Here is a 15,437-nt window from a genome sequence, read left to right on the forward strand (position 1 = left end):
AACATACATTTGGTTCAACGATTTTAGTTACCTGTATATAAGTGTCAATGAACAAATATAAGTTTATATTCAACTTTTTTAATTAAATTCAAGTTAGTTTTTGTATACTTGTTAAACTAGTAAACAAACTTGAAAATCAATCTCAATTAATATTGATTAATTATAGTTAAGTATACATTAATACGTCAACACCTTATTAATTTTTAGTAAATAAAATTAATTTATATTAATTTTTTTATGTAAATATAAAACATTTTTGTTAAAATTATTCATTGACACTTATGTATATAAGTAACTATAATCGTTACACCAAATTGAATAGATGTCAGCATCATCACAAACATATAAATATAAAAATAAAAAATCTCAATTTGGTAATACAATAGATTGGTAGAGGTGTATATTTTTATGAAGCGCAAATTAATCACAACAGGTCTTCTTGCGGGGGCTATATTATCCTATTCTTCTAGTATTTTTGCGGATACTCAAAAGTTTTCTGATGTTCCAAAGTGGGCAGAGCAATCTGTTAATTATTTATTAGAAAAACAAGCTATATCAGGTTTACCAGATGGTACCTTTGGCTCAAACGCTATGTTAGATCGAGCTTACGCCGCAACAATTATAACAAAAGCCTTAGGGATAAAAATTGATACAAAAGCCAAACCTTCTTTTACAGATACCCAAGACCACTGGGCTACTCCCTATATTGCTGCAGCTGAAAAAGCTGGTATTGTTAAAGGCGAAGGAAATGGAATCTTCAATCCATCCGGAAAAGTTACACGTGCTGCTATGGCGACCATGCTAGTAAATGCTTATAAACTGCAAAGTACAGCACATGATAATGGCCAAAGTAAATTTGAGGATTTAAAAGGACATTGGGGAGAAAAATATGCCAATATTTTAATTGACTTAAAAATTTCCGCGGGTACTGATAATGGTTGGCAACCAAATAGAGTGATAACACGTGTTGAAGCTGTTCAACTTACTGCTAAAACTGATATGCTTTCTAAAGAAATAAAAGGTGTATTGAGAGAAAAAGTCAGCAGTAAAGATATGGATGTCAATAGTAAAGAGGTTGAGTTAATTTCAATAGAAAATCGATCTTTAACTACTGAGACAGCTGTTTCAACACAAAATAATAAAGAACAAACTCTACTAAATCAACACAAAAAACGTTCTGGTAAAGTAACTGCTAAAACAGAAAAGTCTTTAATTATTTCCGATGGAGATTCAAGTTTAGATGCTATGGTTACTTCCCCTGAAATCCTTAAAGATATTCAAATTGGAGATACCGTTACTATTTATGCACCTATTTTTATAGATGGTCTTGTATTTGGTCAACCCGATACAGCTAAATATGCAATTGTTCAAAAAGAAAATGAAGACAACGTGCTAAAAAAACAATATAAAATGCACACTGGAAATGTAATCAATAAATCAAATGACGCTATTGAAATTTCTAATGAAGATTCGACTGTTAGTGCTATCGTTTCATCTGAAATCTTACAAGATATAAATATTGGAGATACTATTACTATTTATGGGGCATCTTTTATAAGTAATATGGCAACTGGTGAATTATCCGCTAAAGCTCCTATCATTGAAAAGTTGGCCAGTAAGACAGTTACTCCTAATACAAGTATGGATAAATCGAATTCTATATTAGAAGTCAATAAAAAAGAACAAAATGCTTTAAATCAGCACAAAAAGCGTTCAGGAAAAGTAACTGCTAAAACAGAAAAGTCTTTAATCATTTCAAATGGAAATTCAAGTTTAAGTGCTATGGTTACTTCCCCCGAAATCCTTAAAGATATTCAAATTGGAGATACCGTTGCTATTTATGCACCTATTTTTATAGATGGTCTTGTATTTGGTCAACCCGATACAGCTAAATATGCAATTGTTCAAAAAGAAAATGAAGACAACGTGCTAAAAAAACAATATAAAATGCACACTGGAAATGTAATCAATAAATCAAATGACGCTATTGAAATTTCTAGTGGAGATTCGACTGTTAGTGCTATCGTTTCTCCTGAAGTCGTACAAGATATAAATATTGGAGATACCGTTACTATTTATGGGGCATATTTTATGAATAATATGGCAACTGGTGAATTATCTGCTAAAGCTCCTATCATCGAAAAGGTGGTAAAATAAGCAATAATTTTCCAATGGGAAAATCCCCATACCAAATAAGTATATAGATGCTATTTCTCTAATATCTATGGTTGTGTTAGTTATTTAAAATTGATATGAATTTGCTTTGTCTAAAGCTAAAAACAAGAGGCTTCTTACAATTAAGAAGCTTCTTGTTTTTTGTATAAGTGAATTTGTTTATAATTATTTAAATGAAACATTTTATCCCCTATAAATCTATTTAGAATACTTTCATGGATATTTTATTATAAGCTAAGTAGTTTAAAGTTTCTTGTCCCTAGTTCAAAAAGTTTAGACTTTCATGTCCCGTTATTGAGACATGAAAGTACCTACAAAATTTATGATAATGGCTATTTATTAACGATTGTTCATGAGATTTTAGTTAAGACTTTTATGTCTTTCTACAATTGTTGTACTGTAGAAAGACATGAAAATGGATACTTTTTTATAAAGGAATTGCTTTAGTTACATATATCTACGTGCATCTTTACCATGATTTTCAATAGCAAATCTATTAATTAAAAGAGAACTTTATTTCTGTACAGCTGCGTATAACGATCCTTTCTAAAATAAAAATACATCACCATTTAATAGTGATGTGTTTTTATTAATGATAAGAAGTTATTGTGTTGTAATTCGCTTCTGCTGGTAAATATTAGTTCAAAGCCTTCCCCTTTTAAGTTTTTAGAAGCAGGTTAGTCTATTATTAGGGAGCACTAACAAAACACGCATTTCGTACGCTAATCGAAAAGATACAATTCTTGATAATCTATATATGTTTCATGTGTATAAACGGTTAAATCTCTCCCTTTACGCACAAATGATTTCCCAAATCTTTTGTCTATAACTTCTTGCATTTCTAACCCTTTGCTACTTCCCTTTGGTCCAAAACGTAAAATTAGACATTGACGATTTGCACATAACTTACCAAATCCAGCTCGCCTATTTTTTCGTTTATATGCAATTCCTCTCTTGGTTTGTGGTGGTTCAAAAACATCTTGGAAGGTATTTCATATATATGAGTCAATTCCTTGTGCAATCTCCCTTGATAATAAGGGTAATTTCATAAAATGGTGTTGATGTGTTATGCCACCTATTCCGTTTATATCACAAAACTCATCAAACTGTTTAATCAGAAAATATGTTTTAGAATCTGGGTTATATTGTTTAATAACATCATTAAAACGCTTACATTTAAACTTACTTATGATATTGCAAAGGTTTTAGAAGCGCCTATCGAGACTCTATTTTGGTTTGAGGAATAGAATAATTCTAGTAAAAGTAAGTCAATTTTTGTAATTGATATGTTCATGAGTTTTGATCAATCTTTTTTATAAAATCTACAATCAGACTTTAAACATGGGAACCCGTTTTGATTAATTTTTCCAAAATAGATTCTTTTTAATGTTAATTCAGTAAGGATTTTCAAAGCATTTAGGGGTCACGCCACATCACCATCAAGCTAAGAAAAGCAAATACCCCAAAATACAAAAAACGCACTAAATATCAATAAATAACTGTTGTAGTGATATGATTTTTCGTTTTTTGATCATGGGACAGCAGTCTAATATGCTTGAATTATAATCATTGCAAGCAGCTAAAAAAGTCATTACTGGAATAGAAGTTAAGCATATAATCAAAAAAGGACAAACTCTCCAAGATGAGGAGTTTGTCCAAAACCATAATCTATTTGATTTAACAATGTAAAATTCAATTCCGCTAGGAATCTTTCTTTTTTCATATCCTACGATTTTTGCATGATAACCAACAATAGTGAATTAGAATAATGACTTAATACTTGCTAGTACAGTAAGGATACCTATAATAATGACAAATACATTGCTCATCTTCCCTCTATATTTAGCTAGTACAGGCACTTTACGAATTGCATACATTGGTAATAGACATAAGATAGCAGCAACTAACGGACCGCTAAGAGCATCAATGATTCCAAGAATACTTGGATTTGTATAAGCAACATACCAGCATGTTAATATGACAAAAGTAAGAATCATTGTCTTAACTGTTTTCTCTCCTATATCTTTCCCACGTTTTTTACCGGACTTGATAATCATGTCACGCATTACCTCATACGCTCCTATATAATGGCCAAGGAAAGACTTTGTAATTGCCACAAATGCAATGATCGGAGCCGCAATAGTGATTACTGGTGAATTAAGCTCATTCGCAAGATATGATAGGATTGACAAGTTCTGTTCTTTTGCCACCTTAAGATCATCTGGAGTTAAACTTAAAGTACTGCTCCACACAAAGAACATAACAACAACGAATGTCATGATATAACAAACTTTTTGTATTTGAGCACACTTGGCATCAGTAGCATCTATTCCATACGTAGCTCTCTGTTTCATAACAAATGACGAAATCATAGGAGAATGATTAAACGAGAATACTATAATTGGTAGTATCATCCAAATCATTCCAAAATATCCTGTTCCAGTTGAAGCAGTAGAAACACTTGAAAAACTTAGCATTGAAGTATTCCATTGTGGAATTAAAGATATTGCAATAAAAAGTAGAGAAGCAATGAAAGGATATACTAACATACTCATTATCTTTACAGTAATATCTTGACCAAAATTCAGTATAGTGATAAGACCGAGTACTAATACAAGTGATAAAATGGCCCTTGGAGGCTCTGGCATGTGTAATTGATGCACAATAAAACTACTTGCAGTATTTGTAAGTGCAACCGAATACATCAGCACGATCGTATAAATTGAGACGAAATATACGATGTTAAAAATGATACTTGCTTTATTACCGAAATACTCTCTTATTGTTCCTGTAATCCCCTCGTCGGCAGAATTCGAAGCGTATATCATTTTAGCAAGCGCCCTATGTGAGTAATACATAACAGGATATGCAAGTATGGTAATTATCAGCAATGATAATAAACCACCTGAACCTGCATTAATAGGTAAGAAGAGTACTCCTGCTCCAATTGCTGTTCCAAATAGACTCAATGCCCAGGTAGTATCCTGTTTATGCCACTTTTTAGGGTCTAGATATTTCTCATTTTTTACTGCAGTATTATCAACTTGAAATTCTATGTTTTTTGCAGTATTCCCATTCATATAATAATTCCTCCTAGTGTCCTATTCTTACTTCTCTATTTAAGGCATCGGAATATAGACAGTTCTTGAAAAATGAATTGTTTATAAAGTGCGCCACATCGTATATCCTTCTTTTAAGTTGATCAAAATTAAAAAATTTACGAAGCATCAACCTGACGATTTTATTACCACTTATAAAATGTTTCAATTATATAGCAGGATATATTATTGATAATTCCCCCAATATCCAGAAATCCTTAAGCGAACAATAGAGAATAGATTGTTAATTATTTCACAATATAGACGTTAACTGTTCATTGATTTGATTGTTTCTCCCCAAATATTTTATTTTTAATGGCAATCCCTGTAGGTGTAGCTGCAATTCCACCTAAACCTGTCTCTCTTAATTCGCGAGGCATCTGTCTTCCAACTCTATACATCGCTTCAATAACTTCGTCAGCATTGATGATATTGTTTACACCGGCTAATGCGATGTCCGCTGCCGCTAAAGCATTTGCCGTCCCAATGGCGTTTCTCTTTACACAAGGAATTTCTACCAAACCAGCGACTGGATCACAAACTAAACCGAGTAAATTTTGTAATGCAATTGAAAAAGCTTCAGAAGATTGCTGTGGCGTTCCACCCGCAGCTTCTACTGCAGCTGCAGCCGCCATCGCTGAGGCACTTCCTATTTCAGCTTGACATCCTCCATACGCTCCTGATATACAAGCATTATTTGCGACTACCGTTCCAAATAACGCTGAAGTGAATAGAAAATGAATCATATCTTCATGACTTAAATCTAACGTATCTTTAATACTAAATAGAACTCCCGGAATCGTTCCACTCGCACCTGCTGTTGGAGTTGCACAAATAGCTCCTAATGCAGCATTTACTTCATTAACACCGATAGCACTTTGGATCCCTAACACCATCAAATCTCCAGAAAGAGTTTTCCTATTTTCTCGATATTTTTTAATTTTAACTGCATCCCCTCCAGTTAAACCAGTTGGAGAAAATACCCCGTCGCCCTCAATACTTTTATTTATAGCATTTTTCATAGTCGCTAAATTTCGTTCCATTTTACTCCAAACTTCTTCATAAGTAGATTTAGTTTGTTTTATTTCCTGTTCAATTGCTAATTCATAAATTAGCTTTTGGCTTTTATTAGCTGCATCCACAATTCCTTTTATGGACATATACATATTTTTTCACTCCTTAATGTAACTAAAGAATAATGAGATTAGCTATATTGCTTAAATTTCTTAACTCCTCCTGGATATTACCAGGCAATATTGAATCTAATGCGAATGCAAATAAAAATTTTCTATTTTCTTCTAATCTATGAAAATTATTAATTTCCACATCATATTGTTTAAAAATCCTGCGTAAAACAAATTCAAAGTCAGTTCTTTCGGAAAGTGCAATAATAACTGGCAATGGCCCCTGCAGATCCAAACTAAATCCGTCAATTTCAACATGTTTGATTTCAATTAATCCACCGCCAACAGAAATACCCATTGTTCTAATACTTCGACTTCCATCCTCTAAATATATATCTGCCGTATTTGGATGATTAGCAGGACTATCACCCGCTTTTTCAATAAAGGTAATGTCGATTCCTTTAGATTCTGCTATTTTAATTGCATCTGGCACTTTGCTGTCATTGGCTGCAAATCCTAATACCCCAGCAATAATCGCAAAATCAGTTCCATGTCCTTTATGTGTTTCAGCAAATGACTCATAATACCTTACCACGACTTTTTTTGGAAGACCTTGAAATAATTTATTGGCAACTTTTCCAATAGCCAAAGCCCCTGCAGTATGTGAGCTCGAAGGCCCTATCATTACCGGCCCAATTACATCAAAACAACTTTTGTATTTAACAACCTTTTTTTCTTCAATAGATGCTACATTTATGTTCATATAAGCACCTCCATAATTTATGATTTTAATTACAGTTGAAACTAAGTTATTAGAATAATTAATTCAAAATAAAACCTCGTTGTTAGCGCTTTCTTTTGATGTTAAATAAATTTCCTTTCTGATTACACATCCTTTGTAGAGTAATCATATCAGTATGTCCAATTTAAGAAAGTTACTTGTAAGGTCTTTAGAATTTTCGCACCAAAACTAGATTTGATATTTTATCTAGAGGTAACGAACTATCTCTCGACGCCCTCATTATAACTTGTATATTTATGAGTTTAATGATTTTTTATTTTTAGAAAGATTGAATAAACAGAATCTTGAATGGATAATAAATTACACTTAGCATGTAGCAATTATGTCCTTTGTTTGAAGCTGTATTAGTTAATAGAAAAGCAAAAATAACACAGAGTTCCTTACATTAACACATTGATTATATTGGAAAATCATTATAAAGATACTTGTATTGTCCTTTGTTTGAACATCTTATTTTGGACGTGAAAGCTGTTACAATAAATGATTCATGTAGATGGAAAGGAATACATGAATCAAACATAAAACATTTCACGTATATTAATTATAAATTACGCATCAATATTTATTATCAGAAAAGAGGAACTTCTTTTATGGATCTTAAGATAAAGTAATACTTTATCAGTATTCATTACTTTAAATTTAATTTATTCTTCTTATAACTGTACAGCATTGTGACGATTTTGGTGCAAATAAAAGATAAGTTCCAAAAAACACTAGGGATCCCTAGTGGACTCCGTTTTATATTGTTTTCATTTAAAAAATCCTCTTCAAAAAGCAAATAAAAAAGAACAATTCCAGCCCTTGTTTATTTATAAATCCCCTATATAATATTCGGTATATCCCTCATAATAGTAACTAATATCAATGCCTCTCATGAATACTTCACGGCTATTAATTTTATCTACTAGTGCATTTTGGAGTAAATGCTTAATTTCAATATCTTTAATTGGGCTGCGTTCCATTGCCAGTAAATAATCTTCTTTACCAATTCCATTCCAGTCAACCACCTGTTGAATTTCATTCTTAAAGATTAAATCTAACCATATTCTAGTCGCCCTACCATTTCCTTCTCTAAAAGGGTGGGCAATATTCATTTCAACATACTTCTCAACGATTTCATCAAAGGTTGTTTGTGGCATAGTGTTTATATGTTCTAGTGAATGACTTAGATACATAACAGAAGCAAATCGAAAATTCCCCTTCGCTAGGTTAACCTTTCGAACCTTTCCAGCAAAGAAATAAATATACTCAAATAGATAATTATGAATGTCGGAAAGACCCTTAAATGTGCCAACTTCTATGTTGTTTATTTCTCCTGAATCATATAAATCTTTGGCTTTTATTTTTGATAGTCGTTCTTCCACCCGATTCAATTCCAACTGATTTTTGATACCTAATTCATTTTCTAGCACGATCATTCTCCTCTATTTCTGCCACTAATTCTTTTAACATATCTAAATCTTCTTGTGTGGCTAAATTCTTGATGAAACTTCTAGCCAATTATGTTCTTGTTGTGGATATCAAAATAAAAACGTTAAAAATCTAAACCTATGTGAATGGGACTGTCCTTCTTGTCATACACACCATGATAGGGATATTAACGCAAGTATCAATCTAAAGAATGAAGCGATAAGGCTTATAACCGCAAGGACTGCGGGGTTAGCCTAATCAATTAGGGTTCGATAGAACTCTTTAATTAGGAATCCCTCACTTCTAAACGAAGTGAAAGTGGGAGTAGTTCAATATTTCACAATATCTATCTACTTAGAATAAGATAATAATCATCTTCAGAACATGTTCTTCTCAAGATGCTCTACACATTTATCGTTAAATATGGATTTTTTTAAAAACATATTTCTCAAAGAACTCATAAACCCTTATAGGTGTTGTAAGCGTTAAGGAGCGCTCTGGTCAAGCCCTCCTTAACGCTTACTAAATAACGATTTTACATGTAATGGAACTTCCAAAAATAAAAAATATGAATTCTACTCATAAAACATTTACGTATAGCAAATTCTAAATGGTAAGTAAAAATTCTTATTTATATTTTATTTCTTCACTTTGAAATAATCTAATCCTTTGGAATACCATAATATCCCGAAGCACTCTTCTTACCTAATTTGATGATATCTTTAATTAATACCCAGTTAATCTTTTATAATATTAGAAATACTTTCTTCTAACAATTCAAATCCATTACTTAAGCCTTCTATATCAATTGTTAAAGAAGGTAACAACTTAATTACTTCATCATTAGGCCCAGACGTTTCAATAATTAAACCATTTTCAAATGCAACTGAGCAGATCTTTTTAGCTATTCCAAAATTATTACACGCTATTCCTTGCATAAAGCCTCTCCCTCGTACTTCTCCTTGAAGTTGGGGATATTTCAAACAAATCCCATTAAGAAAACTAGTTATTTTTTCACTTTTCCATTTTAAAGCATTAATAAACTCTATATCTTGCCAATAACTCAATGCTTCTGTAGCCGCTAAAAATGCTAGATTATTCCCGCGAAACGTTCCATTATGTTCTCCTGGTTCCCACTTATCATATTCTGGTCTAATTAGTGTAATAGCCATCGGAAGGCCAATACCACTTATAGATTTTGACAAACAAATTATGTCAGGTGTAATGTTCGCAGGCTCAAAGCTAAAAAATGTACCCGTACGTCCGCACCCTGCTTGAATATCATCAACAATCAATAATATATTATACTTTTTACACAGTCTTTCAATTCCCTTTAACCATTGGGAGCTAGCAGTATTTAAACCACCCTCACCTTGAACTGTTTCTAGAATAATTGCAGCAGGTAAATCCACTCCACTTCCACTATCACTTAATACTTTTTCTAAATACGTTAAAGAATTAAAAGAATCTAAATAATTTTCATACGGCATGATAATACTATTATTTAGTGGTACTCCAGCACCCTTTCTCTTAAAATGATTACTCGTTATCGAAAGTGATCCTAAACTCATTCCATGAAAAGCATTAGAAAAACTTATGATATTTGTTCTTCCAGTCACTTTTCGAGCAATTTTCAGTGCACTTTCAACAGAATTTGTACCAGTTGGACCAGGAAACATAATTTTATAGTCTAAATCACGTGGTTCCAAAATAATTTTGTTAAATTGCTTTAAAAAATTCACTTTAGCACTTGTTCCCATATCAAGACTATGAATAATACCATCTTCTAAAAGATACTCTATTAATACCTGTTTCATTTTTTCATCATTATGTCCATAATTAAGAGCCCCAGCACCTGAGAAAAAGTCAATATACTCTTTTCCATCTACATCCCATAATTTATATCCTTTAGACTTAGTAAAGATTGTTGGAAAACTTCTACTATAACTTCGAACTTGGGATTCCAGTTCATTAAATATATCCATTTTTGAACTAACTACCATATAAGAGCTCCTCCTAATTTTTCGTTTTTACTATGCTCACAAAGAATAACGAAAAGTTATATAATCACTATTGTGAATTTATACTGAATGCGTATCTTTATAACGATGAGCTGCTATCGCTGCTTGGCCAAGAGAGATTCCACCATCATTAGTAGGTACTTGTTTATGCATGTAAACCTCGAATTTACAAGCCTTAAGTGACTTATAGGTTTCTACAAGTAAAAACGTATTTAAAAATACTCCCCCACTAAGAACTAGTTTATTAATCCCTGTTTCTTGACGAATTTGTTTACAGGTTTCAGTAATCATTTGAACCATTGTATAATGAAAACGATAGCTCAATTCACCCTTGGTATACTTATCTTTAAGTATCAAAGATACCAACTCTTTGAACATAGGTTTTATATCGATTTTTCTAATTCCATTCGAAGCAACTATTTCATATGATAATAAAGAATTGGAAGAATCATTGATATCAATCGCTTGCTCCAACTCAATAGCAGCCTGTCCTTCATATTGGATTGTTTCACGGACACCCAATAGTGCTGAAACAGCATCAAAAAGCCTTCCCATACTTGAAGTAAGAGGAGAATTAATTCCTTTTTGAATCATTTTTATAAGTACATCTAGTTCAAAACTATTTCGCTCTGAAATGATCTTTATTGGTAATTCTTTGACTTGTTCACCATATATTTGCGTCAATATTCCTAAAGCGATTCTATACGGTTCTTTAACGGCTTTATCACCGCCTGGTAGCTGAAAATAATCGATATATGCCGCTCTTTGATAATTAAGAAAATCACCGATTAAAAACTCTCCGCCCCAAATATTCCCATCATCACCATAACCCGTACCATCTAAAATAACTCCTAAAACAGGACCATCTAATTGATTATCAACCATACAAGAAGCCATATGGGCATGATGATGCTGAACCTGTACAACTGGTAAAGCTTTTTGATCAAATGCGTATTTTGTACTATAAAAATCAGGATGAAGATCACTTGCTATTACGGAAGGTCTGATTTCAAAGATTTTTTGTAAATGAGCTATAGTATTTTTAAATGATTCATAAATTTTATAGTTTTTTAAATCGCCAATATGATGACTAATAAAAGCTTTTTCACCTTTAGTTAAGCAAATCGTATTCTTTAATTCTGCTCCTAAAGCAAGTACATTAGTTGATCCTTCTTTAAAATCAATTGGGTTTGGTACATATCCTCTAGCGCGACGAATTATGTGTAGTTTTGTTATTTCATCATCTAAATCAATAGCCCTAACAATAGAGTCATCTACTCTAGTGAATATCTCCCTATTGTGTACTAAATAATAATCTGCAATTCCTTTTAGCTGCTCAATTGCATCTACATCTTTATATACAATAGGTTCATCAGAAACATTGGCGCTCGTAGCTATTAATGCAATAAAATTCCCTCTTAATATGAGATGATGAAGTGGGGTATAGGCTAACATTACCCCATAAGTATTATTATTAGGTGCAACATCTAAAGAAATAAACTCATTATCCTTTTTGTTTAATAACACAATTGGCCGTTCTTTAGAAACTAATAAAGCTTCTTCATTTTTTGTTATTTTAGCAAAATTTTTCACATCATCTAATTGAGATGACATTAAAGCAAAAGGTTTTTCATCCCGTTTTTTTCTTTTTCTTAATTCTTTTACAGCTTCATGATTCATTGGATCTACAACTAAGTGATATCCACCTAAACCTTTAATAGCTAGGATCTTCCCCTGTTTCAACAAATCAATGGTTTTTTCTATTGGATTGTCAGTGGGGACATTTGTACCATCTGCTGTTCTCAATTGAACTTGTGGTCCACATTTCCAACAAGCATTTGGTTGTGCATGGAATCTCCGATCTAATATGTCTTTGTATTCCTTATCACACTCTTTGCACATAGGAAATTTAGCCATTGTAGTATACGGTCTATCATAAGGAATATCTTTTATTATTGAATATCTAGGTCCACAATTTGTACAATTAATAAATGGATAGCGATACCTTCTATTCGTTGGATCAAATAATTCTTCTAAACATTCATTACATACATAAGTATCAGGAGATATTAAAGTTTGCCTACTACTATGTTTTTTGCTACTCAAAATATCAAAAGAGCTATAACGATTATCGGATTCTTGTTCCTCTACCAATTTAACTTCTTGCACATAAGCCAATTCTGGGGAATTAAATTCTATATCATGAATAAAATGCTTAATATTATTTTGTTCCCCTTCTACTTCTATCAGCACTCCATTTGAATCATTTAACACCCATCCGTTTAGATCATATTTTTTTGCTATTCTATATACAAAAGGTCTAAAACCAACACCTTGCACAATGCCTTTAACTTGATACTTTTTTATAAACATATTTATTACTTTTTTCATGAATTGTCTCCTAACATAATCGAGGTAATTCTGCCCCATATAATAACTCAATGATTTTCAATTCACCTGATTTTGCTTCCATTAGTACTTGTCTATCTTGTGTTTGAGTAATTTTACCAATTACTGCAGCTTCTTTACCATATTTAGTATCTTTCAATACTCTCACGACTTCCTCGCTTACCTCTGGAGACACAAACATACAAACATTACCCTCATTAGCTAGATACATTGGATTAACACCTAACATATCGGCAGCCATAATGGTTTCTGCTAACATAGGAATCTCTTTTTCTTCTATTTTTATTCCGGTATTAATTGTTTCTGAGACTTCATTTAAAACTGTACCTAACCCGCCTCTTGTAATATCTCGCATACAATGTATAGAATCACCAAAATGGTTTTGCAACTCTGATATCATATGATTTAATGGTGCACAATCACTATTTATTCTCTGTTCAAACCCTAATCCTTCTCTTATAGAAAGGATATGTATACTATGGTTTCCTAGTTGTCCTGTTATAATGATATCGTCACCTTCTTGAATAGAGTTTACCGAAAATGGTGATACATCTCCTTCAAAAACTCCTATTCCAGTTGTATTAATAAAGATTTTGTCTACTTCACCTTTTTTAACAACTTTTGTATCTCCGGCAACAATATACACTCCAGCTTCTTTCGCTGTTTCTCTTATAGAATCTAATATTTCTTCCAAATCTTTAATTGGAAAACCTTCTTCTAGTACTAACGCCAATGATAGATAAAGTGGTTTTGCACCACTAACCGCTAAATCATTAACTGTCCCACAAACTGCTACTTTCCCTATATTTCCCTCACCAAAAAAGATAGGATCAATAACAAAAGAGTCCGTTGTCATCGCCAATCTTCTACTACTTACCTCAAGAATGGCACTATCCTCCATTTTTCCAAGATGAACATCTTCTAGTTTTGCAGTAATAATTGAGCTAATTAAATCATGACTCAATAGGCCTCCTGTTCCATGGTCTAAAATTATATTTTCTAAATCTTTAGTTAATTTCATGAATTAAAACTCCTTTTAATTTTTATTTTTGAAAAATAATATCACTTGCTACATAGAACAAGTGATATTACAACGTATTTAATTACGGAATTGCAACTCCATCAAAAGAAATATCTTCATTTTTAGAAATCGAATTACAGATTTCCTCGATACTCATAATCTTTGCACAATATGAACCTAACCACTTTAAAGCTCGTTCTTTATCTTCAGCCTTCGCTGAAACAACCGCGTCTTCTGGTACGATTACATTATAACCACGGAAAAATCCATCTGCTGCAGTTGTTTGTACACAAATTTGAGTTTGCATACCCGTAATAATAATTGTATCTACTCCTAAATTTTTTAAGGTTTCATCAAGATTTGTCTCAAAAAAACCACTATCCTTATTTTTCTCCATAATAATATCTTTTTCATGAAGAAACTCAGGTAAGATTTCTGCACCTTTAGATCCCTTTGTGACTGGTAAAAAATCACCATATCGTTCAGCTTTTGGATCATCTTCTAAGTTAATTAACTGTAGGTGAACAATAGAAACATCATTTTCTCTCATAGTATCTAAGAAAGACACCATTTTAGGCGTAAACTCCTCCACAGCTGCAATTCTATCCTCATTTTTATTAACCAAATCGTACTGTAAGTCATTTGTAAGCACTGCATATTTCATAATAATCCTACCTCCAATTAACTAAGAATTTAATTTTTCTAAAATACAATGTTCATTATTCCACCAATAGTAAGAATATGTCAAATGTTATTTTTTATCTAAATTTTCTAAATAATTTTCAGAAAATTAATACCTAATAGGACTCTATTTCCCATTAGGCATTAATTTTTCGCTTTTTATTTAGAATAATCTCTCATATGTAATTAAAGTTTTTCACTCTCTGTAAAAAATGATTTATGTTCTACTGGAGAAGAAAGCACTATTAAGGTTGTAGGCTTTCCATACTCTATGCACAAATTAATATAGTCTTCGAGTGTATGTACAGATTCCGTCACTACCTTTGTTAAATAACTATACATACCGGCAATACGGTGACATTCGACTACATCTGAATGTTCCATTGCGAATTTTTTATATTTGTTGCAATCCTTTGGTTCCATCAACACAAACGCAGTAATATGTTTTTTTAATTCTTTCGAATTAACAATCGTGCGATAACTTGTAATAACCTCTTGTTCTTCTAGTCTTCTAACTCGCTCTGTAACAGAAGGGGAACTCAAACCTACCAGTTTTCCTATTTCAACCATACTTAAACGTGCATTTTCTTGAAGATGAGAAAGAATCTTTAAATCTGTTTCATCCATTGTTGGACCTCCCCTTGATTAATTAAGAAAATATTTAGTAATTCTTAAATTTTTTAAGAAAATTATAAT

General features: G+C 32.1%; 10 protein-coding genes and 2 pseudogenes. 3 read left to right on the forward strand and 9 right to left on the reverse strand.

Annotated elements, in window-relative coordinates:
• Positions 1 to 408 precede the first annotated feature (408 nt).
• Positions 409 to 2,157 carry an S-layer homology domain-containing protein gene (locus tag NHG49_RS29065; protein WP_258127003.1) on the forward strand — a complete coding sequence of 583 codons (1,749 nt, stop codon included), beginning with the start codon at positions 409 to 411 and terminating at the stop codon, positions 2,155 to 2,157.
• A gap of 1,190 nt (positions 2,158 to 3,347) precedes the next feature.
• Positions 3,348 to 3,422: pseudogene (locus NHG49_RS31555) on the forward strand (helix-turn-helix transcriptional regulator); the annotation flags it as partial.
• 513 nt (positions 3,423 to 3,935) lie between these two features.
• Here the strand turns inward: NHG49_RS31555 and NHG49_RS29070 are convergent.
• The 4 genes from NHG49_RS29070 to fic form a co-directional block, all read right to left on the reverse strand.
• The gene (locus tag NHG49_RS29070) at positions 3,936 to 5,255 is read right to left on the reverse strand and encodes an aromatic amino acid transport family protein (RefSeq protein ID WP_064475247.1); all 1,320 of its coding nucleotides are present in this window, start codon (positions 5,253 to 5,255) and stop codon (positions 3,936 to 3,938) included.
• A gap of 293 nt (positions 5,256 to 5,548) precedes the next feature.
• Positions 5,549 to 6,439: an L-serine ammonia-lyase, iron-sulfur-dependent, subunit alpha gene (sdaAA, locus tag NHG49_RS29075; RefSeq protein WP_064475246.1), complete on the reverse strand. Its 891-nt coding sequence runs from the start codon at positions 6,437 to 6,439 to the stop codon at positions 5,549 to 5,551.
• Positions 6,440 to 6,461: 22 nt separating this feature from the next.
• Positions 6,462 to 7,160: an L-serine ammonia-lyase, iron-sulfur-dependent subunit beta gene (gene sdaAB, locus NHG49_RS29080; protein WP_064475245.1), complete on the reverse strand. Its 699-nt coding sequence runs from the start codon at positions 7,158 to 7,160 to the stop codon at positions 6,462 to 6,464.
• Between the two features lie 848 nt (positions 7,161 to 8,008).
• Positions 8,009 to 8,617: a protein adenylyltransferase Fic gene (gene fic / locus NHG49_RS29085; protein ID WP_446325384.1), complete on the reverse strand. Its 609-nt coding sequence runs from the start codon at positions 8,615 to 8,617 to the stop codon at positions 8,009 to 8,011.
• A gap of 73 nt (positions 8,618 to 8,690) precedes the next feature.
• On the opposite strand from fic, the pseudogene NHG49_RS29090 reads away from it, so the two are divergent.
• Positions 8,691 to 8,867, forward strand: a pseudogene (locus tag NHG49_RS29090) (zinc ribbon domain-containing protein); the annotation flags it as partial.
• A 479-nt stretch (positions 8,868 to 9,346) separates the two neighbouring features.
• Here the strand turns inward: NHG49_RS29090 and ectB are convergent.
• From ectB to NHG49_RS29115, 5 genes are all read right to left on the reverse strand, one after another.
• Positions 9,347 to 10,612, reverse strand: coding sequence for a diaminobutyrate--2-oxoglutarate transaminase (ectB, locus tag NHG49_RS29095; protein WP_064475244.1), 1,266 nt, complete (start codon positions 10,610 to 10,612; stop codon positions 9,347 to 9,349).
• A gap of 78 nt (positions 10,613 to 10,690) precedes the next feature.
• Complete coding sequence (gene hypF / locus NHG49_RS29100) at positions 10,691 to 13,021, reverse strand: carbamoyltransferase HypF (RefSeq protein WP_258127004.1); 2,331 nt, start codon at positions 13,019 to 13,021, stop codon at positions 10,691 to 10,693.
• Positions 13,022 to 13,031: 10 nt separating this feature from the next.
• Positions 13,032 to 14,060, reverse strand: coding sequence for a hydrogenase expression/formation protein HypE (gene hypE, locus NHG49_RS29105; protein ID WP_064475243.1), 1,029 nt, complete (start codon positions 14,058 to 14,060; stop codon positions 13,032 to 13,034).
• Positions 14,061 to 14,142: 82 nt separating this feature from the next.
• On the reverse strand, positions 14,143 to 14,724 hold the full coding sequence (locus NHG49_RS29110) for a cysteine hydrolase family protein (protein ID WP_080345000.1): 582 nt from the start codon (positions 14,722 to 14,724) through the stop codon (positions 14,143 to 14,145).
• A 203-nt stretch (positions 14,725 to 14,927) separates the two neighbouring features.
• Positions 14,928 to 15,368 (reverse strand): Lrp/AsnC family transcriptional regulator, encoded by a 441-nt coding sequence (locus tag NHG49_RS29115; protein WP_064475241.1) that lies wholly within the window; start codon positions 15,366 to 15,368, stop codon positions 14,928 to 14,930.
• Positions 15,369 to 15,437: the final 69 nt, after the last annotated feature.

The sequence above is a fragment of the Bacillus sp. IBL03825 genome (genome assembly GCF_024712505.1).
GTDB lineage: Bacteria > Bacillota > Bacilli > Bacillales > Bacillaceae_G > Bacillus_A > Bacillus_A wiedmannii.